Origin of the sequence: Mycobacterium sp. (assembly GCF_049608025.1) — a bacterium.
Lineage (GTDB): Bacteria > Actinomycetota > Actinomycetes > Mycobacteriales > Mycobacteriaceae > Mycobacterium.
The window spans coordinates 1-24,733 of record NZ_JBMYXC010000035.1; the positions used below are offsets into that span (position 1 = coordinate 1).

21 protein-coding genes are annotated in these 24,733 nt (G+C 64.9%); 17 read left to right on the plus strand and 4 right to left on the minus strand.

The window, feature by feature from the left end; genetic code table 11:
* Window positions 1-82: 82 nt before the first annotated feature.
* From ACPGXI_RS12395 to ACPGXI_RS12440, 10 genes are all read left to right on the plus strand, one after another.
* A complete protein-coding gene (locus ACPGXI_RS12395; RefSeq protein WP_526653306.1) occupies window positions 83-340 on the plus strand; it encodes an HPr family phosphocarrier protein in 258 nt (85 codons plus the stop codon).
* 183 nt (window positions 341-523) lie between these two features.
* Window positions 524-1,870 carry a type VII secretion-associated serine protease mycosin gene (gene mycP, locus ACPGXI_RS12400; protein WP_526653256.1) on the plus strand — a complete coding sequence of 449 codons (1,347 nt, stop codon included), beginning with the start codon at window positions 524-526 and terminating at the stop codon, window positions 1,868-1,870.
* Window positions 1,867-3,264: a type VII secretion protein EccE gene (gene eccE / locus ACPGXI_RS12405; RefSeq protein ID WP_526653258.1), complete on the plus strand. Its 1,398-nt coding sequence runs from the start codon at window positions 1,867-1,869 to the stop codon at window positions 3,262-3,264. Before mycP ends, eccE begins: the two co-directional genes overlap by 4 nt.
* A gap of 39 nt (window positions 3,265-3,303) precedes the next feature.
* A complete protein-coding gene (locus ACPGXI_RS12410; RefSeq protein ID WP_526653260.1) occupies window positions 3,304-4,884 on the plus strand; it encodes a PPE domain-containing protein in 1,581 nt (526 codons plus the stop codon).
* Entirely contained in the window at window positions 4,881-5,222 is a 342-nt protein-coding gene (locus tag ACPGXI_RS12415; protein WP_526653262.1) for a YbaB/EbfC family nucleoid-associated protein, read from the plus strand. The genes ACPGXI_RS12410 and ACPGXI_RS12415 overlap by 4 nt, the downstream gene beginning before the upstream one ends.
* 72 nt (window positions 5,223-5,294) lie before the next feature.
* On the plus strand, window positions 5,295-7,520 hold the full coding sequence (locus ACPGXI_RS12420; protein ID WP_526653264.1) for an adenylate/guanylate cyclase domain-containing protein: 2,226 nt from the start codon (window positions 5,295-5,297) through the stop codon (window positions 7,518-7,520).
* 2 nt (window positions 7,521-7,522) lie between these two features.
* Window positions 7,523-8,923: a mechanosensitive ion channel domain-containing protein gene (locus ACPGXI_RS12425; RefSeq protein WP_526653266.1), complete on the plus strand. Its 1,401-nt coding sequence runs from the start codon at window positions 7,523-7,525 to the stop codon at window positions 8,921-8,923.
* A 101-nt stretch (window positions 8,924-9,024) separates the two neighbouring features.
* Entirely contained in the window at window positions 9,025-10,629 is a 1,605-nt protein-coding gene (gene mdlC, locus ACPGXI_RS12430) for a benzoylformate decarboxylase (protein ID WP_526653268.1), read from the plus strand.
* Window positions 10,630-10,696: 67 nt separating this feature from the next.
* Window positions 10,697-11,287, plus strand: coding sequence for a TetR/AcrR family transcriptional regulator (locus ACPGXI_RS12435; protein ID WP_526653270.1), 591 nt, complete (start codon window positions 10,697-10,699; stop codon window positions 11,285-11,287).
* 27 nt (window positions 11,288-11,314) lie between these two features.
* The gene (locus tag ACPGXI_RS12440; RefSeq protein ID WP_526653272.1) at window positions 11,315-12,169 is read left to right on the plus strand and encodes a phytanoyl-CoA dioxygenase family protein; all 855 of its coding nucleotides are present in this window, start codon (window positions 11,315-11,317) and stop codon (window positions 12,167-12,169) included.
* 93 nt (window positions 12,170-12,262) lie between these two features.
* Here ACPGXI_RS12440 and ACPGXI_RS12445 read toward each other — a convergent pair whose 3' ends face one another.
* Window positions 12,263-13,084, minus strand: a complete 822-nt coding sequence (locus tag ACPGXI_RS12445; RefSeq protein ID WP_526653274.1) for an SAM-dependent methyltransferase — start codon at window positions 13,082-13,084, stop codon at window positions 12,263-12,265.
* Window positions 13,085-13,267: 183 nt separating this feature from the next.
* Between ACPGXI_RS12445 and ACPGXI_RS12450 the strand changes: the two genes are divergently transcribed.
* The 6 genes from ACPGXI_RS12450 to ACPGXI_RS12475 all read left to right on the plus strand — a co-directional run bounded on the left by ACPGXI_RS12450 (window position 13,268) and on the right by ACPGXI_RS12475 (window position 20,582).
* Entirely contained in the window at window positions 13,268-14,764 is a 1,497-nt protein-coding gene (locus ACPGXI_RS12450) for a DUF3500 domain-containing protein (RefSeq protein WP_526653276.1), read from the plus strand.
* Window positions 14,761-15,459, plus strand: coding sequence for a response regulator transcription factor (locus tag ACPGXI_RS12455; protein ID WP_526653278.1), 699 nt, complete (start codon window positions 14,761-14,763; stop codon window positions 15,457-15,459). Before ACPGXI_RS12450 ends, ACPGXI_RS12455 begins: the two co-directional genes overlap by 4 nt.
* Window positions 15,459-16,919, plus strand: a complete 1,461-nt coding sequence (locus ACPGXI_RS12460; RefSeq protein ID WP_526653280.1) for a sensor histidine kinase — start codon at window positions 15,459-15,461, stop codon at window positions 16,917-16,919. Before ACPGXI_RS12455 ends, ACPGXI_RS12460 begins: the two co-directional genes overlap by 1 nt.
* A gap of 148 nt (window positions 16,920-17,067) precedes the next feature.
* Entirely contained in the window at window positions 17,068-17,814 is a 747-nt protein-coding gene (locus ACPGXI_RS12465; protein WP_526653282.1) for an MIP/aquaporin family protein, read from the plus strand.
* Window positions 17,815-17,977: 163 nt separating this feature from the next.
* On the plus strand, window positions 17,978-19,009 hold the full coding sequence (locus ACPGXI_RS12470; RefSeq protein WP_526653284.1) for a fused (3R)-hydroxyacyl-ACP dehydratase subunits HadA/HadB: 1,032 nt from the start codon (window positions 17,978-17,980) through the stop codon (window positions 19,007-19,009).
* Between the two features lie 85 nt (window positions 19,010-19,094).
* A complete protein-coding gene (locus tag ACPGXI_RS12475; protein WP_526653308.1) occupies window positions 19,095-20,582 on the plus strand; it encodes a serine hydrolase domain-containing protein in 1,488 nt (495 codons plus the stop codon).
* A 44-nt stretch (window positions 20,583-20,626) separates the two neighbouring features.
* Here the strand turns inward: ACPGXI_RS12475 and ACPGXI_RS12480 are convergent, their stop codons facing one another.
* The 3 genes from ACPGXI_RS12480 to ACPGXI_RS12490 form a co-directional block, all read right to left on the minus strand.
* Window positions 20,627-21,691, minus strand: coding sequence for an isopenicillin N synthase family dioxygenase (locus tag ACPGXI_RS12480; RefSeq protein ID WP_526653310.1), 1,065 nt, complete (start codon window positions 21,689-21,691; stop codon window positions 20,627-20,629).
* Between the two features lie 25 nt (window positions 21,692-21,716).
* The gene (gene ctlX, locus ACPGXI_RS12485) at window positions 21,717-22,643 is read right to left on the minus strand and encodes a citrulline utilization hydrolase CtlX (RefSeq protein WP_526653286.1); all 927 of its coding nucleotides are present in this window, start codon (window positions 22,641-22,643) and stop codon (window positions 21,717-21,719) included.
* 152 nt (window positions 22,644-22,795) lie between these two features.
* A complete protein-coding gene (locus ACPGXI_RS12490; RefSeq protein ID WP_526653288.1) occupies window positions 22,796-23,662 on the minus strand; it encodes an alpha/beta fold hydrolase in 867 nt (288 codons plus the stop codon).
* A gap of 332 nt (window positions 23,663-23,994) precedes the next feature.
* On the opposite strand from ACPGXI_RS12490, the gene ACPGXI_RS12495 reads away from it, so the two are divergent.
* Window positions 23,995-24,681 (plus strand): class I SAM-dependent methyltransferase, encoded by a 687-nt coding sequence (locus ACPGXI_RS12495; RefSeq protein ID WP_526653290.1) that lies wholly within the window; start codon window positions 23,995-23,997, stop codon window positions 24,679-24,681.
* The last annotated feature ends 52 nt before the right edge of the window (window positions 24,682-24,733 follow it).

A 24,733-nucleotide genomic window follows, 5' to 3' on the forward strand; every position in this document is an offset into this window, starting at 1 on the left:
GTCACTGTCACTGTCACTGTCACTGTCACTGTCACTGTCACTGAAAACCCGAGCATCGATCACACCGTCACCAGGAGTAGCCATGCCCACCAGGACCGTCACCGTCGGCTCGTCTATCGGACTACACGCCCGGCCCGCGGCCATCATCGCCGAGGCCGCCGTCACGGCGGGCGCATCCATCACTCTGTCGGTCGCCGGTGGTGAACCCGTCGACGCCGGCTCGGCACTGATGATCATGACACTCGATGCCAGGCAGGGCGCCCAGGTCACCGTCGCATCCGATGACGAGGCCGCACTCGACACCATCTCCGAACTGGTCGCGCGAGATCTGGACGCCTGATTCACTTCCCGGGCCCCGAAAAGAATGCGGAATGACCTGCTCGAGGCACCCGTAAGCTTGCCTGGTGAGATCCGCAGGTTGGTTCGACGTGAGCTCTTGGGCTGCCCGCTGGGTGGTCTCGGGTTTGCTGTGGACTTTCCGGCATTCTGGGGCCTGGTCAGGCGTCGCGGGGGGTGACCGCGCGTGCGCCGTCTAGGTGCGCTCATCTCGGCGCTGGTCCTGGCGCTCCTGGCAGCTCCCCAGGTCTGGGCGATCGAACCGCCGATAATCGACCCGGCGGCCCTTCCACCTGACCACACCGGGCCGGATCAGCCCATGGAGCAACGCCGTATCTGTGCTTCGCCGACGACCTTCCCGAATACGAACTTCGCCGACACATCATGGGCCGCCGAATACCTCCAACTCTCCGAGGCGCAGAAGTTCGCGACCGGTTCCGGAGTCACCGTGGCGATCATCGATACCGGGGTAAACGCTTCTCCCCGGGTACCCACAGAACCCGGGGGCGACTTCGTCGACCAGGACGGCAATGGGATGTCGGACTGCGATGCGCACGGCACGCTCACCGCCTCGCTGATCGCCGGCAGACCTGCCCCGGCAGACGCCTTCATCGGGGTGGCGCCCGACGCACGGATCCTGTCCCTGCGGCAGACATCGGACAGTTTCCAACCGGTCGGCACCCGCAGCGACCCCAACGACCCCAACGCGACCCGAACCGCGGGATCACTGCGCAGTCTGTCCCGCGCGATCGTGCACGCGGCCAACATCGGCGCGCAGGTCATCAACATCAGCGAAGCCGCCTGCTACAAGGTCACGCGGCCGATCGAGGAGAAAGTCGTCGGTGCGGCTATAAACTACGCCGTCAACGTCAAGGGCGCGGTGATCGTCGTCGCAGCCGGCAACTCGGGCGGCGACTGCAACCAGAACCCGCCACCCGATGCGGCAATGCCGGCCGATCCGCGTGGTTGGCGGGAGGTGCAGACCATCGTCTCGCCCGCGTGGTACTCGCCCATGGTGCTGCCTGTGGCCAGCATCGCGCCCAACGGCCAGCCGAGCGGATTTTCCCTGCAGGGCCCATGGGTCGGGGCTGCCGCTCCTGGCGAGAACCTGGTAGCACTGGGCTACGACGGCAATCCCGTCAACGCACTGCAGGGCGAGGATGGACCGGTCCCCATCAGCGGCACGTCCTTCGCCGCGGCGTACGTCTCAGGCCTCGCAGCACTGCTCAGACAGCGCTTTCCAGAACTCACTCCCGCGCAGATCATCAACCGGATCACCGCGACTGCGCGACACCCTGGTGGCGGCGTGGACAACGTCGTCGGCGCCGGGGTCATCGATCCGGTCGCCGCGCTGACCTGGGACGTGCCCCCGGGGCCGGCAACGATCCCCTACCGGGTCCAGGAGATTCCACCGCCGCAACACGTGCCGCCCCCTGACCGCAACCCGATCACCGGAGTGGTCATCGTCAGTGTGGGCCTCGCGCTGACGCTCGGCATCTTTGCGCTGGCCCGACGAACGCTGAGGCGCCGATGAGCAAGTTGGGCGGGGTATTCGGGCTGCGACTGACCACCGGCCATGCGCTGTGGGCCGCGATGCTGATCCCGGCAGTCGTGCTGCTGTTCGGCCGGCTTGATCTGCTCTGGCTGGGCATCACGGCGAGTGTTCTGATCGCGCTGGCCTCAGTGCTGACCTTGCGCGGTCGCCGACTCACGGGCTGGGTAGCTGCGCTCTTCGCCTGGCGGCGCAGACATCGTCAGGCGCCGGCGTCGCCCACAGAGTCCGCGGTCGGCGCGACGGCGATGCCAGGCGATCCGGTCGCGGTGCGTTGGCAGGGCGACCACATGGTGTCGATCATCGAGCTGATTCCGCGGCCGTTCACCCCCACCGTGATCGTCAACGGAGAGGCCTTCACCGACGACGTCGTCGACACCCGCTTCGTCGAAAACCTGCTGACCGCATACTGTCCCGACCTGGAAGCCGACGTGGTGTCCGCGGGCTACCGCATCGGCAGGACCGCACCGGCGGCGCTCATCGCCCTCTACGAGCAGGTGGTCGGCCCGTACCCGGCACCGGCGAACCGGCGCACGTGGATCCTGCTGCGCGCCGATCCTGAACGGGTGCACAAGTCCGCCATGCGGCGCGACGAGGGGGTTTCGGGAGTGGCGCAGTATCTCGTGGCCTCCGCGACTCGGATCGCGGATCTGCTGGCAGCCAACGGCGTCGACGCGCGACCCGCTCGTAGCTTCGACGGCTTCGACCGAACCACCGAGATTGGTTTCGAATACGAAGCTTGGTCGATGATCAAGGGACGCAACACATTCACCGCTGCCTACCATGCTCCGGGCGGGCCGGACGTTTGGTGGTCGGTACGTGCCGATCACACGCTGACGCGAGTCCGCATAGCACCGGGTTCAGCGCCCACCACCACGGTCCTTCTCACCACACTGACGACTCCTTCCACACCGCATGGTTTTTCATGTCTTCATGGAGGTCAGCGAGCGGCTCTGCTGGGCGAAAGCCCGGTCACCGACCGGCACTGGGAGCTACCCGTCGGCTCGGCTGGTGTGTTGGTGGGCGAGACTGCGAACCGCTATCCCGTGTACATGCCGTTCGACGATGTCGACGCCAGCATCGACCTGGGCAACGGGCAGTTGTCCACCCAGTTTCTGGTGCGCTCGGCGGCGGCAGGTGCGGCTATCACGTTGGACCCGCAATACCGTGAGTTCGCCGGCCAGATCGGGGCGCGGATCGGGGCGCAGACCCAGGTATCGTGGCCGACCTCGACGACCTACCTTGATGCCCATCCTGAGATCGGCCGAGTCACGTTGCGCAGCAACTTCATCGAGACTCCGCGGCACGAGCGGCTACCGATCCGCCCGATCAACCCGCGCGAAGAGAGTCGCTATCAGATGGCTCAGGCGAAATGATGCTCGGATTCGTTCACCTCGACAACCCGTGCGGCGCCCATGAGCGGTGACGAACTACAGGTGATTCCGGAAGATCTGGCCGCCAAGGCGAGCCAGATCAGGAGTCTGTCCTGGTCCACCAACGCAGCACAGCCCACGGTCGTGTCGCCGGATGCGCTCATCACCAGCCGCGTGGCCATCGCCAATCTGGCCGTGAACACCGAGACGATGTGGGCCTACCAGGAATTCGGCAGGCTTGAGGGGTTGCGGCTTGCTCAGACCCTGGACAATGTTTCGGCCGCCTATGCGGACGTGGACAGGATCTCAGGAGAAGACATCGGCACCACGATGGTCACACCCGGCTCACCCGCGGTTCCGGACGGCACCCGGTATCCCAAAGGTGTGGATCTACCCGCTCCCCCGCATCCGCCGAGGATGCCCGTTCCGAAGGGGAAACTCGTCTCTGACCAGATGCTGTTTCCCCCGGATGCCCAACGAGCGCTCGAGGCTGGAGACGACGGAGCGTCGCTGCGGGCCGCAGCGCAGCTGTGGCGGAGTACCGCCCAGTCGCTCGCGGCTTCGGCCCAGCAGTTCGAGACGAATTCTCTTCTGTGGGAAGGAGAAGCCGCCGACGCTGCCTACGCGAAGTTCGACGCCTACCGTGGGTGGATTATCGGCCTCGCGGGTTCCTGGCGGCGGCTGGCCGGCGAGGCGGAGCGCATCGCCGAAGCGCATTCGGCGGCAAAGCGGGACAATGCGCCTGTTGCTCGAGACTTCGACAAGCTGCAACAGGAGATCGCGCAGAATCCCGCCAGTGCTGACAACTTGAGGAAGACCCTGCAGATGGCCGCACTGCAGAACCAGTCGGAAGAGATTCGCAATCAATACGCTCGCGACGGCTGGCCGCATCAGATCCAACCCGAGGATCCGCCCACTCCGCTGGTGACCGGGATACCCGTGACGGTTGACGATCACCGGCGGGCGCGTCGGCCACTGCCGGGGGCGGGTCCTCCCGACGGTCCAGGCGCGGGTGCAGGCGGAAACGGTGATCCTCCCGCCGCGGGCGAAGCGCGGGTTCCCTCTGAGCGACCGGCAATCTCGCAAACCTCGGCGGTCGAGCCGACAACCCAGGGGGCGCCACAGGGCGGCCCGCAAGGCGGCGGTTCCCCCGCCGTTGGACCACAAGCCGGGGGTTCCCCGGGGGGCGGGCAGCCGGGCACCGGACCGCCGATCAGCCCCAGGGGCGCCCCGAAGTATCCCGCCGAGCCGAGCGTTCGGCCCGCTGCATCAGCCGGCGGCGGCTCGGGCACTGGCGGGTTCGGCGGGGCAGGCGCAATGCCCGGGTCGCCACTGCAGCCCGCGGTAGGCGCCGAGACGGTGGCGCCGGTGATCACACCCGCCAGCCCGGCAGCCGGGGCGGCGGCCGGCGGAACTACCGGGGGCGGCATCGGCGGTGTCGGTGGTATGGCACCGATGATGCACGGGGCCAAAGGCGAAGGGAACGGCGACAAGAAGCGCAATCCCCAGCTCTCCGAGGACGAGGAGCTCTACACCGAAGACCGGCCATGGACCGAGGCAGTCATCGGCAATCGGGCCCGGCGCCGCGGGTCTCCCGAGGACACGAAGAAGGAGTCGCAGTGACCGAAGACATGCATCCAGAGGTGGCCGCGGTCCTGAATCAGGCGCGACGACTTCAGTCGCTGATGGATGAGCAGCTGGACAAAATGGACGGCGATTCCTTCACCGCTGCCGACGACGGCGATACCGTCGAAGTGACCTTGAACGGCCACCATTGGCTGCAGAACGTGCATATCCAGGACGGTCTGCTGCGACTGGGCGCAGAGGCCGTCGAGCAGCGCCTGAACGAGGCGTTGCGCAAAGCCGGTGCGGAAGCGAGCGCGACTATCGACGCAGATCGTGACCGACTCGACGCGGTCGTGGCCGAGATCACCGCCGAGGTTTCGGGCACGCAGCAATGAGCCCCGCCGCCGGCGAATTGGTCTCGCCGAGCTGCTCCCCCGGCATCCGTCGCAGGATAGTGTCATGTGCCGATGATCAAGCGGTTACACAAGTCCGGCGGCGCCGGCTCCCTGGGCACGGGCACGGACACGGACACGGACACGGACACGAAGCCTGCGTATCCGGTGGAGTTGCCGCGGCACCTCGGCAAGGTGCTGTCTCGGATGAGCATTCAGTCCAAGTTCTTGCTGATGTTGTTGGCAATCAGCATTTTGTCGGCGGGCGTCGTGGGATACATCGGCTTTCAGTCCGGCCGCACATCGCTTCGCGCCGCAGCATTTGACCGACTCGCGGAGGTTCGCGAATCCCAGAACCGCCAACTGGAAGCCGAGCTCGCCGAGCTGAAGAACTCGATCATCCTCTTCTCGCGAAGCCGCGACGCCGGCACCGGGATGGAGGCCTATACGAGAGGGTTCAATCAGCTCAACAGACCGGGCGCGCCGCCGATCAGCCCCGCCCAGGACCAAGCGCTGGTCGACTATTACACCGACGTCTTCGCTCCGGCAGAAGAGTCCAAGACGGGCGTGAAACTGGACGTGCCGGCGCTGCTCCCGAAGTCATACGCCCAGCGCTACCTGCAGGTCCATTACACGATTCCCTACACCGATCCCCAACGCAGGATCGATCTGGATGACGCCGGAGACGGCAGCGAATGGTCGGCGGCCAACCTGCGTTTCAACAGCTTCTTCCGCGCCGTCGTGCAACGCCTCGAGTTCGCGGATGCACTTCTGATCGACACCCAGGGCAACGTCGTGTACTCCGCCAACAAGGGCATCGACCTGGGCACCAACATCGTTGATGGCCCGTTCCGCGGCGGAGACCTCACCAAAGCCTTCAACAATGCACTGCAGAGCAATGCGCTCGATCACGTCGAGGTGACCGACTTCAGCGCCTACCAACCCGCTCAGGAGCCGACTGCGTGGATGGTCAGCCCCGTGGGCCCGGCCGCGCAGGCGACCGGGGTCTTGGCGCTGCAGATGCCGATGTCGAGAATCAACCGCCTGATGACCTTCGACAGACAGTGGGAGCAGACCGGGTTGGGAACCACCGGCGAGACGTTCCTGGTGGGCGCTGACCAGCTGATGCGGTCGGACTCCCGGCTGTTCCTGGAGGATCCCGAGGCCTACCGGTCGGCGGTGATCGCGGCCGGCACCCCGTCCGAGGTTGCCGACGCCGCGATTCGTCAGGGGACCACGGTGCTGATTCAGACGGCTGGCACAGAAGCCACCCGACTGGCCGACCAGGGGCAGACGGGCACATTGATCGCCGACGACTACCTGGGGCGCAAGACGCTGCAGGCCTACGCACCGGTGTCCAACGCGCAAGTGCAGTGGAACATCGTCGCCAAGATCAATTCCGAGGAGGCGTTCGCGCCCGTTGCCAGCTTTACCCGCACCCTGGTCTTGTCGACCAGCGCGATCATTTTCATTGTCTGCGTGGTCGCGATGATTCTTGCCCGGCAATTCGTGCGGCCCATCAAGCGGCTGGAGGCCGGCTCACGCAGAATCACCGCCGGCGACTACGGCTCCGTGCTGCCCCTTCGCTCGCTCGACGAGTTCGGCGACCTCACGGTGGCGTTCAACGAGATGAGCCGCAATCTTGCTCTGCACCAGCAGTTGCTCACCCAGCAGCGCGAGGAGAACACTGAGCTGCTGCTATCTGTGATGCCGGAATCGATCGTGCAGCGCTACCGTGACGGTGAAGAGAACATCGCCCTGGATCATCCGGATGTCAGCGTGATTTTCGCCGACTTCGTCGGGATCGACGAGCTCTCGGCGCGCCTGCCACCGGGGGAATCGCTGGCGATCGTCAACAAACTGGTGCACCAGTTCGACGCAGCCGCAGACGGCCTGGGCATCGAGCACGTCCGCACGCAACACAATGGCTACCTGGCCAGCTGCGGACTCAACCAGCCCAGGCTCGACAACGCCCGCCGGACCGTGGACTTCGCGATCGAGATGCAGCAGATCGTCGACAGGTTCAACGCAGAGAATGGCTATGACCTGCGGCTGCGCGCCGGCATCGACACCGGCACCGTGGGCAGCGGCTTGATCGGCAAGTCCAACATCGAATACGACATGTGGGGCGGCGCGGTCAACCTTGCCTACCAGGTGCGCAAAGGTTCCACGCAACCCGCGGTCTACGTGACCTCCCGGGTGTACGACATCGTGCGCGAACTGCATGACTTCGTCCCCGCCGGCGTGATCAGCCGCGACGGGACCGACGAACAGATCTACCGCCTCGCGGAGAGCAGCTAGCCATGGAGTTCATCGAGGAGCCGTGGTTCTACTGGTCTGTGTCGGTCGCCATCGGCCTGCCGATCGGGCTGATCGCGCTGACCGAACTGCGCAACGCACTCGCCCGCCGCGGCAGCGCGCTGACGCGTTCGGTGGAGGTCGTGCGCAACTACATCCTTCCGCTGGGTGCTCTGCTGGTGTTGCTGACCGGCGCCAACCAGGTCCCGTCGCACGCGACTCCAGTCCGGATTGTGTCCACGACGCTGGGCTTCGTGGTGCTCGTGCTGTTGCTGTCAGGCCTCAGCACGACACTCTTCGAGAGTGCTCCGGAGGGCAGCTGGCGCCGCCGGCTGCCGAGGATCTTCCTCGATGTCGCCCGCTTCGGGCTGATCGCCGTCGGACTGGCGCTGATCCTGTCGGTGGTCTGGGGCGCCAATGTCGGCGGGTTGTTCACCGCCCTCGGAGTCACCTCGATCGTGCTGGGTCTCGCGCTGCAGAACTCCGTCGGTCAGATCGTCTCCGGGCTGTTTCTGCTGTTCGAACAACCCTTCAAGATCGGCGACTGGCTCGACACCCCGTCGGCGCGGGGCCGTGTCGTCGAGGTCAACTGGCGCGCCACCCACATCGAAACCGGCAGCGGCCTACAAGTGATGCCGAACTCGGTACTGGCTGGGGCGTCGTTCAACAACCTGAGCCGGCCAGGCGGAGCGCACACCATGTCAGTCTCGACGGTATTTGCGGCCACCGACTCGCCGGACGCGGTATGCGACACACTCACCCTGGTGGCCGCCCGCCTACCCCAACTTCGCGAGGGCGGCCAGCCTTCCACAGTGCCCATGGGCACCACCGAGTTTCGCACCACCATCCCGGTGCGTTCCCCCGCCGACGACGGCGCGGCCCGCGCCACATTTCTGCGCTGGACCTGGTACGCCGCCCGCCGAGCGGGCCTTCACCTCGACCAGGCAGACGATGACTTCGCCACCGAGAGCAGGACGCGCACCCAGCTGCAGGCGATCGCACCGACCTTACGTCTGTCCGGGACCGACCAGCAGTTACTGCTGCCCAAAGTGCACCTGACCCGTTACGGGGCCGGCGAGATACTGCAGCGGACTGGCGACCTGCCCACCGGAATGGCGTTCGTGATGGCCGGGCGCGTGCAGGTCACCGTCACCGACGATGTCGGCGCGGTCATCCCGGTGCGGACCCTGCAACACGGTGACTATCTGGGTCAGGGCGCACTGATCCGTGAGGCGGTGACCGCAGATGCGACCGCGCTCGAAGAGGTGTTGGTGCTGCAGATCGACCGCGACGATATCGAGGAACTCGTGATGCACAAGCCCGCACTGCTCAAGGAGCTGGGCAAGGCCATCGAGGAACGCCGCCAGAAGGTTCAATCGGCCCTGGAGTCGGCACGCGGCAACTGACTGCCCGGACCCGGAGCCGGCGCCGGTGGAATCGAGCCCAGTGGAATAGACGGCATTGGAATCGAAGACGTGGCGCCCGACCATGTTGCGATGATGTGGGGGTGGATTCCCAGAGCGTCGCTGACGCGACTTTCGCCGTCCTGCGCCGCTTCGGTGTCGACCGGGTATTCGGCAACCCCGGCTCCACGGAGATGCGCATGTTCCTGCGATGGCCCGATGACCTGGGCTACGTACTGGGCCTGCAGGAGGCAACCGTGGTCGCGATGGCGGACGGCTACGCCCAACGCTCGGGGCGGCCGGGCGTCGCCAATGTGCACACCGCCGCCGGACTGGGCAATGCGATGGCCTCGGTCATCACCGCCTCGCGTAACCAGACTCCACTCGTTGTCACTGCCGGCCAACAGACTCGCGCCATGCTGCCGACCGAACCGTATCTGTGCTCTGCGCAGTCCACCCTGCTCCCCCAGCCCTACGTCAAGTGGGCGATCGAGCCGGCCCGGGCCGCCGACGTACCGGGTGCGCTGGCGCGGGCCCTGTTGGTCGCGAGCACGCCACCGTGCGGGCCGGTATTCGTCTCGATCCCCGAGGACGACTGGGAAGGCCAGGCAGCTCCGGTACCAGAACACACGGTTGCGCCAGCTCTGGGCGCTGACCCGGACACCATCGCACGCTTTGCCCAAACCCTCTCGGCTGCAACCGCACCCGCGATCGTGGTGGGGCCACAGGTCGATGGCGACCGCGCGGGTTACGACGCTGTCGAGCTCGCCGAGCGACTCAACGCCGCGGTCTACGTCGCGCCGTGGTCGTCGCGGTGCAGCTTCCCCGAACGTCACCCGCTGTTTCAGGGTTTCCTGACTGCCAGCCGCCAGCAGGTCGTTCGCGAGTTGGACGGCCACGACGTGGTGCTCGTCGTCGGCGCGCAGCTTTTCACCTACCACGTCCACAGCCAGGGTCCGTTCCTGCCCGACGGCGCCGTCGCACTGCATATGACCGACAATCCCACCCACGCCTTTGCCGCGCCGGTCGGTGAAAGCCTTTTGTGCTCTGCGCGATTGGGCTTGCGGGCGCTCTTGTCACAGCTACCGCCGGCCAGCCGAGTGGGGCCGCCGCCGAAGGGACACCCAGCCGCGCCGCCGTTGACCGACCCGATCACCGCCGACGCGGCGTTGCACCTGCTCGGCAAGCTAGCACCGCACGGAACGGTCATCGTCGAGGAGGCGCCGTCGTACCGACCGTCGCTGCGGACCCACCTCCCCATTGACGAACCCGGTGGATACTTCAACGGTTTCAGCGGTGGACTGGGGTGGGGGTTGCCCGCTGCGGTCGGCGGTGCGCTGGCCGACCCGACCCATCGCACGGTGGCCGTGATGGGCGATGGGTCGATGATGTACTCCATCCAGGCCCTGTGGACAGCCGCCAAGCATCACGTCCCGTTGACCGTGCTGGTACTGAACAACGCCGAGTACGGCGCAATGAAGCTGTTCAAGAATCTATTCGAGATCCCTTCATTCCCACCCGCCATCGAAACGAGCCTGGATCTTCCCGGGATCGACCTATCCGCAGTCGCCCAAGGGCTCGGCATGCCTGCCGTTCGGGTAGATCGTTCGGAACAGCTGGTAGACGTGCTGCGGTCTGCACTGACGTGCGACGGTCCGATGCTGGTGGACGTGGCGGTCGCACCGGTGCGCGGTGCGGGCCCGCTCTAACCCGAGGTGCTGACCAAGCTGGCCCTCGCCCTTGCAGAATGAAATGAATTCAGTTTACTATTGCGCAATGGTCAGCCGCCGGCCCACGCGGGCAACGACCGCGCGGCAGCGCATCCTCACCGCGGCCAAGGAAGAGCTGGTAGCGACCGGAGAGCTGGAGGTGGCCGGCGTATGCCGCCGGGCCGGGGTGAGCATCGGTTTGCCCTATCGATACTTCGACAATCGCAGCGCCTTGCTGGTTGCCGTGGTGGACGAGTTTTATCTCCAGCTGTGGCAGGCTGCGCTGGGCCCTGAGTATCCCCAGTCGAGCTGGGCCGAGCGGGAGCAAGCACGCATCAAGGACTGGGTCGCGTTCCTGTACACCGAGCCGCTGTCGGTTCTGGTTCTCGGCGGTCTCACCGGTGACTCCGCAGTGGCTGCGGCCAACCAGCGGCAACTGCGCGAGATCACCGATGTGGGCGCGACCAATATCGCTCGCGCACAACGCAACGGCGAGCTGAGCGCCAGCCGCGACCCGCAGCTGCTTTCGGCGGCGGTACTGGCCGGAGTCCATGCCGCCACCGCCACGGCTCTCGAGCGCGACGAGCGTCCCACACCCCACGACCTGGCCATCGAAATCTGGCTGTTTGTCAAAGGCGCTGTCGGCCTCCGTAATTGAAGAAACCAACGAAGCGAGGAGACGACCGTGAAGACACCGAGGACAATTGATTCTATCGACGACCTCTCGCGGGACCTGGCGGCACGCTACCGCCGCACGAACAGCGCCGGGGAGCACGTCGACGCAGGCATTGTCGATGCCGATCTGGCGGAAATCACCCGGCACGGATACCTAATCCTGCCCAACCTTCTCACCGCCGAACAGTGCGCCGAGATACGGCATGCTGTTGAACCGCTCCTGGGTGAACAGGGCCGCAACAACTTCGAAGGAGTCAAGACCCGCCGTGTTTACAGCGTGATGGCCAAAACCCGGGCCGTCGATCGGCTGGTCGACCATCCCCGAGTGCTCGCGCTCCTGGACCGGTTGCTGGACCCCAACTACCTGCTTTCTCAACTGCAGGTCATCGACATCGGAACTCACGAGCAGGCCCAGATCGAGCATTTCGACGACGGCATGTATCCCGTTGCGAGACCGCGACCGGCGTTGTCGGCCGCAACCGTATGGGCCATCGACGATTTCACCGCAGACAATGGAGCCACCGTGGTGCTACCCGGCAGTCACACCTGGGACGATCTGCGACGACCGGACAGCGCAGATGCGCGCGACATCGCGGTCATGCCCGCCGGGTCATGCGTGTTCTTCTTGGGCACCTTGTGGCACGGTGGCGGCGCCAACTCCACCACCGGGAACCGGCTCGCCATCACTGCCCAGTACTGCCAACCCTATCTGCGCCCCCAAGAGGCATTCACACTCTCGACGCCGCCCGATATCGTGCAACAGGTGAGCCCCGATCTGCAGCGGATGCTCGGTTACAGCATCCATCCCCCATTTGTCGGCGCGGTCAACGGAATGCACCCACTGCGCCTGCTGCGCGGTCTGTGAAGGCTCTCGTCCACGGCGAGTCCCGTTCGTCCAGGCGCACTTTCAACGTGATCCGACCCGAACCACCTCCCGGCACGCGAGCGGGTCAGGAGCTTAACCAACGCGACACCACGCTCCGGCCTCCGAGCGCCCGATAAGCGTGCTGCGGCTCTTCTGGACCTCGTCGATCAGGCGTTGGGCCAGGGTGTCCACTCCGACCTCCGTCGCGGTGGCTGCACCCTGTATCTCCATGGCCGGGACAAGCGTCTCGATGATGTCGACCACGGCGCGCAGCCAGACCTCAGCTCCGTCCCCTGCCCCGAGGAAAGTCCGCATACTCAAGGTCGGCGCCGGCAAGCCCGCGTCGGAAAACGCGCTGTGCAGCCGATCAGCCATGTTCCAGGAACTGCCCGCCCGGTCTGTCGTCTCGACGATCCATCGACAACATCGGTCGTAGGTCGGCGCCGGCGGAGATGAGCGGGCGGCACGCCAGTCCGGCTCGTGAAAGACAACGATCCCGCCGGGCGCCAGATGCCGAGAAAGCCGGCGAAGCATCGCTGCGGGATCTGGCTGAAAGACCAAAACGTAGCGACCGATGATCGCGTCGAACGGCCGGTCGAAGGTCAACTCGGCGGGGTCACCGGCGAGAAAGCGGACGGTTTCGGACAGGCCCCGTGCCGACGCGGCTGCTGTTGCCGCGCTCACTGCGGCCGTCGCGGTGTCCGTTCCGACAACATGACCGCCCGGCGCCGTCAGGGCCGCGGCAAGAAAAGCAACGTCACCGGCACCGCTGCCAACGTCCAGGACCCTCATGCCTGGCTTCACGCCGGCGGTCACCAAGTACTCCCGGGTGACCGAGTCCAGTAGCTCGGCCTGGCGACCAAGACGGCCCAACTCGTGATCTGAGTGGCCCAGTACGTAATGGCGTTGGTTCACCTGATGCGCCTCCCTGCGGCCGAGGATATCTTCGGTTCCAGGTTAATCCTGGCAACCAGCATTCCTCAGCCACCCGGGCAAGCCTGCGGGTCAACAAGATTCCACCGCCCCCAGACAAACAATCTCGAACTCCGTAAGATTCGGCTCGAACTCGGAGGAGTTCGAATCGGACGTTCGGCGGAGGTGACGGCGATTGTGGCCCGCGACCTCGATAATGACCAGCAGCCGCTACCCCGATCCAGTCTTTACGATCTGCCCAGAAGAGCCGTCCTGGCGGCGCCACTCCTAGCCGCCCTGCCCGTGGCCTGTTCACAGCCGGGGCAGCGCGAGGTCGGGTCGCCTCAATCCGGGCCCGGGCACTACGCCGAAGACGTTGCCCGGGCTGCCAGGCACCTGGTCGACGTCACGCCCGAAGCCCAGCGCGCCGATCTGCTGGTCCCTTTCGACAGCGCTTCCCGCACTCGCGGACGCGACACCGGCCAGACCGAAGCGTTCTGCGCGGTCCTGCAGTGGTGCCCGCTGGGTCAGGGCATCGCGGTCTGTTCGATGGACATAGCGCAGCGCACAGCCTTGCACGCACTTCTCGATCGGGCCCTGTCGCCCAGCGGATACCAGGCCGTCGTCGCCGTGCTAAACCGAAACCGCGTCATCGGCGAAATGGAGGACGTCGGCGACAGCGGGGTGGTCGACCGAATCCTGCAAACCGATCCCACGGCTACCGGCGCGGCATCGATCTTCGATGTGGCGCCGAACCCCGATCCCTCCAAGCCGTGGTATCCAGTCGTCGGCGGCGCCAAGGAGCTCCTCGGAGCCGGTACGGTTGTCGACTGGAGCTGGAATCCGCCGCCCGGCCTGGCCGCTCGTTACCAGCAATTCTGCGACTACACCATCGCGATCATCGGCAATCCCGGAGACGACTCGTGGGCCATCCGCTTCGAAGGCCACCACATCACGGTCAACGTGACCTTCCTCACCAACGCCGATGGGCAGCGCGAGGTGCACTCCACACCGCTCTTCGTCGGGGCCTTCCCCATGGTCATTCCCGAAGATCCCTTCGCGCCCGAAGATATTGCTTCACAATGGCATTGGGCCAAGGGCCAGGTGCTCATGCTGAGCGTCGTGCACCATCTGCGGGAATTCTGGCGCAAGGTGCCTGAAACGGCCCGCGGCGATGCGTTCATCGGTACGGACTTGTTGACGCAGGCACCGCCGCTGGTCCTGGACACGCCGCCCTCGTCGCTGATCGCGGCGTTGTCCCCCGGGGTGAACCAGCAGGCGATCGCCGCGTACCCGCACGTCGAGATCCGGCCAGGCGAGTTGCCTGAAGAAGCGCTGTGGAACCTCCGCCAAGCCTTTGGATTCTACACCGGCGCAATGAATTCCAGTATCGGCCCCGGCTACCTGGCGCGCTTCGACCAAACGATCCACGAGGACCGGCCCCTGACTCTCTCCTGGGCCGGGGGTCCCCTGGATCAGATTGGCTCTCACCACTTCACCTACGCGGTGGTCGACGACCTGTTGCTGGAAGTTCTGCAGAGCAACCAGTATTCGATACAGCACGACCCCGAATTCACCGGGAACCACCTCCACTCCATGCTGCGCGATCTGAGTTTCGACTGGGACGACCCGATGCATCGCCATCAACAGCACGACCACACGACACCGTCGGCCCCGAAGTGACGTCCACCAATCAGAGCCCCGACGCGGGTCCACCGCGGGTACTCATCGTCGAAGATTCAGTTGCCATTCGGGAGATGGTCGTCGAGGCTCTTGCCGATGCCGGTTACGTCAGCGGCGGCCGCGCCGACGGCGGAGGGCTGGAAGACGTATTGGCCGCCTTTCGGCCGGATGCGGTTGTGCTCGATGTGATGCTGCCCGGTCGTGACGGGTTCGCGCTCATCGACGTCGTGCGCGGTTACGGTGACGCCGGCATCGTGCTCCTCACCGCGCGAGACGGCCTGGAGGACAGGCTGCGTGGGCTCGACAGCGGAGCCGACGACTACGTTGTCAAGCCGTTTGAGATCGCGGAGTTGTTGTCGCGGGTCGCGGCAGTGCTGCGACGCAGAGGCCGGGTCTCGTCGGCCATCCAACTCGGTGACCTCGTCCTCGATGTCGATGCAGCGACCGCGAGCCGTGCCGGAGCGGTGCTGGACCTGACCGCCACCGAATTGCGGTTGTTGTCCTATCTGACCGATCAGCGCGGTCGCGTGGTCAGCAAGGACCAAATTCTGGCCGCAGTTTGGGGATATGACGCCTACGACCCCAACCTTGTCGAGGTGCACATCAGCGCCTTGCGCCGAAAACTGGAGGTCCACGGGCCACGCATGCTGCACACCGCACGCGGTATCGGCTACCGACTGTCGGCGAGCACGTAGTGAGCCAGGCCCTCACGTCGACACCGTCACTGAGCCGACGTGTGACGCTCGCCGTTGTCGGACTCATCGCCGTGTTGTTGGTTCTGGTAGGTGTCGCATTCGATGCGCTCTTCGGGGCCCAACTCACCGATGATCTCGATGACGAACTGGCCGACCTGTTCTACGATGCGCCCGCCTTGACCGAGGCGGGACTGAGCTCGAAAGAGCTGGTGAAAGTATTGCGGGGACCTGACTTCCGGGTGCAGGTCGTCGACGCCGATGGCGCAGTCTTCGGCGACCCCGAGATCGTTCCCGCGGAACAACATTCACATCCCCTTCCCAAGCCTGTTCCGGTCGATGTCGGCCCGTCCACGCCACTCCCCTGGGGGGATCTGCCCGGCCAGAAAGTGACCGGCACCCTGTCCGACGGCTCGTTACTGACCATCGAAGCGGACACTCGCAGGATCACGCATACCCGCGAAATCACCCGGCGCAACATGCTCTTCGGTGCGCTCGGCACGCTGGCAGTAGCGGCACTGGCGGTGCGCCTGGTGGTAGCGCGAGCGTTGTCGCCTTTGCAGCGCCTGAGCGCCACGGCTGTCGGAATCACGCATGGCGACCGGGGCCGCCGGATTCACCCCGATCGACCGGGCACCGAACTCGGCAAAGCGGCCGAGGCTTTCGACTCGATGCTCGATGCGCTGGAATCCGCCGAACAGGACGCCAAGGACTCCGCCGCCACGGCTCACCGTGCAGAGGCGCAGGGCCGACAGTTTCTCTCTGATGCCGCCCATGAACTTCGAACCCCACTTACCGGTATTCAGGTCATCGCCGACCAACTGATCGCCGGAATCGCAACCCAGCCCGACAGCACCGACAGCACCGGCAGCACCGACGTACCGGGGACACGGGCTCAACGGCACGCCGAGTTGTTGGGCAGCGAGACCCGCCGGGCCGCCCGGCTGATCAATGAGTTACTCGACTTTGCCCGCATCGACGCCGGGCTCAGCCTGCGTCCTGAACGCACCGACCTCGGAGACATCGTGGCCACCGAAGTCGACCGGGCCGCGATGTTGGCACCCGACCTGAACGTGCGGCACACCGGTGAGCGGCACCTCTACATTGATGCGGACCCGGCCCGGGTCGCGCAGATACTCTCAAATCTGCTCAACAATGCCCGCCGCCACAGTCCGGTTTCCGGGCAGATCACTGTCAACGTCGAAAAGACGGCAGATACGGCAGAAGTCACGGTTACCGATGCCGGACCCGGTGTCGCCGAGAGTGACCGGGAGAAGATATTCGACCGGCTGGTTCGCCTCGACGCGGCCCGAGACCGTGACTCTGGGGGCGTCGGGCTCGGACTGCCGATCGCGCGCGCGCTCGCCGAGGCCCACAACGGAACGCTTGTCTGCCTGCCCAGCGACGTCGGCGCCGCGTTCCGATTGTCGCTACCGATCAACCCCACCCTGAAGCCTGCCTGAAGAGATCCGCGTATTCACCCCTGACTTCAGGTTCGCTTCAGCTGGCCCCGCAAGCATTCAACAGCGTAAGTACTCGACAGACGCCGCGGGAGGATCTGATGTCCACAGCTCACACCCGACGGTCGTGGAACCAAGGAGTTGTTCGATCATGACCGCATCTGGCACAAACACCCTCGTATCCGAAGACGCCGCTGCCGTGGGCGTCGATCAGCATCCTCAGCGCGACGCCCATCTCCCTAGAACCGGCGCCCATCTCCCCAACGCCGTGGTGCGCTGTCTGGCCGAAGGGATCGGAACGCTGTTTCTGGTCTTCACCGTCGGTGCCAGCGTTCGCAACGGCAGCGTCCTTGCGCCACTGGCCATCGGCGCGGTCCTGATGGCGATGATCTACGCCGGTGGACACATCTCCGGCGGTCACTACAACCCGGCGGTGACGGTGGCTGCGTTAGTACGGGGACGCATCGAACTGCGCGACGCAGTCGGCTACTGGATCGCCCAATTCGTCGGGGGATTGCTCGGCGCCGGGGCGGTGCTGATCGCCGTCGCCCCCGGGCAGGTCGAAGCGCTCAGCTTGTCAGGACACGCGCTGGTGGCCGCATTCGTCGTCGAACTGCTGTTCACCTTCGCCCTGTGCTACGTCGTGCTCAACGTCGCCACCAGCAAGGACCACCCCGACAACTCGTTCTACGGACTGGCGATCGGGTTCACCGTGATAGCCGGCGCCGTAGCCGTCGGCGGCGTCTCCGGCGCCGCGTTCAACCCCGCCGTGGTAGTCGGCGGAGTCGCGATGGGCTTGTTCAGCGCACCACTGCTGCTGACGTACATCGGCGCACAGGTCATCGCCGGTACTGCCGCGGGTTTCGCGTTCCGCGCCCTCAACCCCGACGACAAGTAGGCCCCCGGCGCCGTTTCGCGCCACGCGGCCCTTCTCTCACCCGTCCACCGGTAGGAGGAGGGCCGCTCTGCTGGATGCGGGTGCCCGCCCGGCGATCCACGCATGGGCGCTAGTGTGCGGTGTCGGCTTCATCGCCAAGTCGATAGAAATGTCGAGTGATCCAATGACTGCAGCAGCAGAGCCTTCCGAGCTCGAATCGCGGGTCGGCCATTACTACCAAATGGACGACACCTACCTGGTCGGCCGGGAGAAGGTCCGTGAGTACGCCCGTGCCGTGCAGGACTACCACCCCGCGCACTGGGATGTCGCGGTCGCGGCCGGGCTGGGCTACTCAGGCCTGGTGGCTCCGCTGACCTTTACCTCGGCCCCGGGAATGTCCTGCAATCGCCGGATGTTCGAGTCGGTGGTCGTCGGCTACGACACCTACCTGCAGACCGAGGAAGTCTTCGAACAGCACCGCCCCATCGTCGCCGGCGACGAACTGCAGGTCGACGTCGAGCTGACGTCGGTGCGCAGGATCGCCGGCCGGGACATGATCACCGTGACCAACACGTTCACCGACAACGCCGGCGAGCGGGTGCACACGCTGCACACCACTGTCGTCGGCGTTACCGCAGAGGACCTCGATCCCACGATCAAGACCGCGGTGCAGAACGCGATGATGCACGACGTCGACTTCTCCGGTGTCAGTACATTCGATACCGAATACCGCAAGACGGTGCGGCCAGACAGTGCGGTGCGGATCGCCGAGGGAGGCATGACCCGGACCCCGGGCACGCCGTCCTTCGACGATATGAAGGTCGGCGACGAGCTTCCGGCGCACCACACCCGACTGTCCCGGGGCGATCTGGTGAACTATGCCGGTGTGGCAGGGGACGCCAACCCGATTCATTGGGACGAGGACATCGCCAAGCTGGCGGGGCTGCCCGATGTGATCGCCCACGGAATGCTGACCATGGGTTTGGGTGCCGGATTCGCCTCCGCATGGTCGGGCGACCCCGGTGCGGTGACTCGCTACGCGGTACGGCTGTCTGCGCCCGCGATCGTGTCGGCCACCGAAGGCGCCGACATCGAGTTCAGCGGCCGGATCAAGTCGCTGGACCCGGCGACCCGCAGCGGGGTCGTAATCGTCGCCGCCAAGTCAGGTGCCCGCAAGATCTTCGGCCTGGCGACCATGAACATCCGCTTCCGCTGAGATCACGCCGCTGCGGCCGATCGTCCCCGCCGATCGGATTCTTTTGATGCCGTAACCAGGGGGTGCGGCTACCGTCGATCTGGTGATGATGGGATCGCGCGTCGCCTATGCCTGCGTCGCCGGCACCGTTGCGCTCTCCCTCGCTGCGATCCCTTCGTGTGGATCCGCCGGGCGAGCACCGCTGGACACCAGCACCGCGACTACCAGCACGGCGACCACCAGCACGGCGGGGAAGCCCACAGTAACCTCGATCCCGCCAGTCGAAGCTCCGGCCGGGGAATTCGCACTTGTCGCCCAATTGGTGAACGATGCGATCGCGGCGCATCGGCTGCCCGGCGCGGTGGTTCAGATCGGGCACGCCGGCAAGGTCGTCTTTCGCCAGGCTTTCGGCTCACGAAAGCTCCCCGGCGAACCGGGACTGGAGGGTTCGCCCGCGCCCGCGGAACCGATGACCGAGGACACGATCTTCGACCTGGCATCGTTGACGAAGAGCCTTGCGACGACGCCTGCCGTTCTGCAGCTCTACGAGCAAGGCCGAATACAACTCGACGATCCCCTCCAGAAGTACCTGCCCGATTTCAACCCGACGAACGACCCGCGACGGGCTCGGGTGACGCTGCGCATGTTGCTCACCCACACGTCGGGAATAGCGGGAGACCTGAGCCTGGACGGCCCCTGGGGGCTGGATCGGGCCGACAAGGCCGAGGGCGTTCGCCGAGCGCTCGCCGCGTGGGTGGTGTTCGATCCAGGAGAACTGTTTCACTATTCCGACATCAACTTCATCCTTCTCGGCGCACTGCTCGAAAAGATCACCGGCGAGCCCGTCGACATCTACGTCGAGGACAACGTATTCGCACCCCTCGGCCTGGCCGACACCTACTACCTTCCCCCCGCCAAAGCCTGTGGGCCGCATCGGATCACAGGGACGGCGATATCTTTAGATCCGAGCGCACCCGCAGTGGATCGGTGTCCGGCAGGCACCTGGACCACCGACCTCTTGGCGCGCGTCGCACCAACGGCACGCAACGAGGACAGCCGAGACGATCCTGCCAAGAACCCGGACTTTTACCATCTGCTTCGCGGCACCGTGCATGACCCGACGGCACGCCGCATGGGTGGAGTGACCGGCAGCGCCGGGATGTTCTCGACGGTGCACGACGTCGGACGGTACGCGCAAGCCCTCCTCGACCGTCTCGCCGGCCGCCCGAGCCCGTTTCCGCTGAGGCAGTCGACGGCGAAATTGATGACCACTCCGCAACCGCCCGGAACCACCGCTGCCCAAACGGACCCCCTACTCGCTCCAAACTATTCGGCGATGGCAGGACAGCCACTCCGCGGCCTGGGCTGGGATATCGATACCGCCCACTCGACGCCGCGAGGCACGGTCTTTCCCGTCGGGAGTTTCGGCCATACCGGCTTCACCGGGGTGACGCTGTGGCTCGACCCGCGTTCAGACACCTATGTAGCGGTCCTCGCGAACGTGATCCATCAGCGCGGTGGTCCACCGATCACCCGGCTTAGCGGCGACATCGCCACGGCTGCGGCCCGAGCCCTGCATCTGTACGGCAACTGAGACCGTCTCGGTCCCGATCGACAAGCTGCGACACGGGCCCGGACTCAGACCGAATCCGGGGACGTCGGAGTTGCCGCCCGTAACCGCGCCGCCTCGCGCACCGCGGCCACGTTGGCCTTTCCCTGACGCGAGCCGGCCAGCTTTGCGGCGATGTGGTCACGCACGGTGACCGGCGCGTACGCGAGACCCGCATCCGCATCCAGGAATCCGGGTGCAGTCGAGATCACCGCATCGATATTCCCGTCCCGGAAAAACGCGGCAGAACGCCTCCGTTCGAGGTAACCCTCAACAACCGGTGGCTTCACCCGGTGCAGCGTCGACATCCAACGGTCATTAGTGATACGTGCGGTGAGGTCGCCGAGGTTCACCAGCAGCGCGCCGTCCATCGGGGACACGTCATGCCACCGTCGGTCAGTACCCAGCACCTGCAATCCGGGAACCTGGTCTGCCCACAGCACCGTGACTATGCCGAAGTCCGTGTGCTCACCCATTCCGGTCGGCCCGCCCTCGACGGTGGGAGTGCCCTCGGGCAGCGCATAGTTGTTCATCCGCAGCACATCGTTGGAGTGGTCGGTGATCCTCTGGAAATAGTTGGGGGCTAGAGACAGAGCGGCGCAGAAGATGTCGGTCAGGACGCTAGCGACGCGACTCGCCTCGGCGAAGTAGGCCGTGACCCGGTCCTGGAACTGCGGCAACTCGCCCGGCCACACGTTGATGCCGTAATCGGCCTCGTCGAGGTCGAGCTCGGTGAACGAACGAGCCTCCACCCCGACGTTGAAAGCTTCAAAGAAATCATTCATCCGGGTCGCGGATTCCACGCCGAGGGAGAGGCTCAGTGACTCGGTCTTCGGCGGGCTGTACCCGCGGTTGGCCCTCGCGTCCCGGTAGGACATCTTGGTGGCAGCGTCCAAGTCGAAGAACTGATCCATCGCGCCGGCCAGGTCGTGGAGAATCTGCGGGGGCGTGGCATGGCCCAGAATCTGCAAGAAACCGACCCGGCGGCAAGCGTCGTCGACGGCCTCAGCCACCGCACGCTTGGCTACTTCCTCGCCGCCGCTGACCCACGGTGTGATGTCGATCGCTGGTACGTGGAACGTGTTCGACCCCATGTTTCCCGTTGCGAGCGAACTCAACTCAAAAGATTTCCGAAATCATGCAGCGCACGGATCCCCCGCCGTAGGCCTCGATGGTCTGCACATCTCCCACGAGAATCTCGCTGGATTTCTCAATCTCGGCTTTTTGCCCAATGGTCAGCACGTTGAAGGTCGAGTGCGTCATCACGGTGTAGTGCTTGTCGTCAGCGCCGAGTACCTCTATCTCGTTGCCCGCAAAGTTGTCTATCTCGTGCTCAGAGACTGCAAGAACTTCCTTGCCGCTCTCGGTCAACTCGTCGACGACCATCTTTCGTTCGTCCGGGTCGTCGATGGCTTCCAGGCAAACGACTGCGTACTTCTCGCCGATCGCCATCATCACGTTGGTGTGGTAAATCGCGACACGTTGCCCGCGGTAGTTCTGGAATCCATGGAAGGGCACGGCCTTGAATCCGAAGTCCTTGCAAAATTGGCCGAAGAGCCCCTCGTCAGCACGCTCAGAAAGACAGCAGTAGGCCTTCTTGTTGGCGCGATCGAGCACCATCGCCCCAGTGCCCTCGAGGAAACGGCCTTCCTTCTCGTACTTGGTGTAGTCATAGATCTTCACATGGTCCCGTGCCATGTCTTCGACCAGTGCACCGAGGAATTTGATCCGCTCGAGCCGACGATCCTCGGCGAACATCGGGCACAGGACGAGCCTGTCGCCCTCGAGGGAGACGAACCAGTTGTTAGGGAAGATGCTGTCCGGAGTGTCATAAACAGCGTCATCATCCTGAAGGACGTGGACGTTGATTCCCTTACTCCGCAGCTTGTCGACGAATCCATCGAACTCGATGAGTGCCTTCGCCTGGACAATGTCGTGCTTCTCTCCGAGGTTCTTCTGGAAGAAGTCATTGGCAGCCGTCTCTGCGTTGAAGTAGAACGAACAGGGCCGGACCATGGCGATGTTTCGGGTGATTTGACTGGCCATCCTGGAATCCTCCCCCAGCCAAGGTCAATGGGCAGCTGAAGTTTGTAGGTTCTCAGTTTTCGCCTATCCGGCGGTGTCGTAACCGGGAAGCTCCTGCGGCGGCCCGGTCGGACTACGTTGCTGTTGAGGCGCCCGTGCTCAGACGCCCGTGCTCAGATCGTGCCGAGCTCGCGGTAGAAGGCGAGTGCGTGCTCAGCCACCGCGGCGGCGCGCTCCTCATAGACCAACAGCGAGGCACCCGGCACGACCTTGAACCCGCGGCAATCCGGGAGCTGATTGGCCATCGGTCTCGCATGCTCGATCGGAAACGTCGGGTCGTCCTCACCCCAGACGAACAACACCGGCACATCGAGCCGGGTGTGGCCGATGGCGAGGCCATCCACCATTCCCCAGTCGATGCCCCAGAGGTAGCGGTTGATTCCCGCGACGCGCTCCCGGGAGCGCAACAGGGGCTCGATGATCCGCAGCCGAAAATCGCCATCGAGCAGGGACTTGTCGGTAAAGCACCCCCCAAAACCCATCGCGCTGCGGACGAAGGTTCGCGAGCGGAGCAGCTGCTGGAACACCCGCGCCGCCCCCGGCAGCTTCGTGACCGTCTGGAACATCTCGATGTAGGGCGGCCGGTGCCCGGGGATCTCGGTGTTGGTCAGCACCAGACTTGCGATGCGGGACCCAGCTTGGAGCGCCGCCGCCCGGGCGACCGTTGCGCCGGTGTTCTGCGCCAATACGTGCACCGTCGGGTCACCGAGCGCATCGAGGAACGAGTTGAGCCGCCGGGCCTGCCCGCGAAAGTTGTAGTCCGTGTCAGGACTGGTGCGGGTCTGTCCCGCGCCAGCCTGATCAATCACGACGCACGTGAAGTGCTCCGAAAGTATCGGAACGAGCTTCACCCAGGTGGCCGATGACAAGGGCCAGCCGTGCACGAACACCAGCGCCGGCCCGGATCCGACGCGCCAGTACGCCATCTCGGCGTCACCGACATCCTGGTAGAGCGGTTGCTGTTCGAAGATGACGCCCACGGTACCCCCTGTTTCACCGCGATCGTCGACCGCTCTCAGCACGGAATTCCCAACCCCCAAGTGGGCGAATGGTGACTCATGCCATAGCCGTGACTTCTGCCATAGCATTCCCCGAAAATTGGTGAAAAGCACCACACAACAGTTCCTAAGCGTGACCAGTCCGTTATAAAGAGGGGGTCGCATTGGCGCATTGCTAATCACGGCACAGGCTGCTCAAACGCGCAGCTAAGGCTAATCTCAGCGAACTACATTAGAATCACCGCGAACTTCACGTCCTTGACCTGCGGGTTCGCTGTTTTTAGATAACTGCCGCGGGGCGTAACGTCGGCGCTATGCCAACATTTAACGTAAATACAGTCGATTGGGACGAACTCTACCGCGGCGACGCCGCCTACGCGCCTGGTGACCCGGGTTGGAATATCGGAGAAATGCAACCCGAAATTGCCGCCCTCGAACGGCAAGGACGATTCGAAAGCCCCGTGCTGGATTCAGGTTGCGGCATCGGCACTACCGCATTGACACTGGCGGCAAAAGGATACGATGTCGTCGGTCTCGATCTCTCCCACGACGCCATAAACAAAGCAAGAAAATCCGCCCACGAACGCGCCCTGCACGCGCAATTCCATACTGCAGACCTCAGTAAATCCACCGGCTTCGAAAGCCATTTCAATACCATTGTCGACGGCCTCGTCTTCCACTGCCTACCCGACGAACTGAGAGACGGATACATCCGGTCCTCGGCACACGCCCTCAAACCAGGCGGAAGGTTCTTCGCGCTGGTCTTCGCGACCGAAGCCTTCCCACCCGACGCGAACTTCGGCCCACGGCCATTCACCGAACAACAACTGCGGGACATCGTCGGGCGCCATCTCATTGTCGACGAAGTTCGACAGGCTCGATCATGGGTCAATGTCCCCAAGTCCCTGCCGGCCGGCTTCGAATACCGAAACATCACCATCGGCTCTGACGGTCACGCCCAACTACCCTCCTGGCTGGTCTCTGCCCATCGCGCCAAATAGCACTCCCCACCAGCCGGATCGGCGGCTAGCCTGCCGAGTCGGCTGGTGGGAA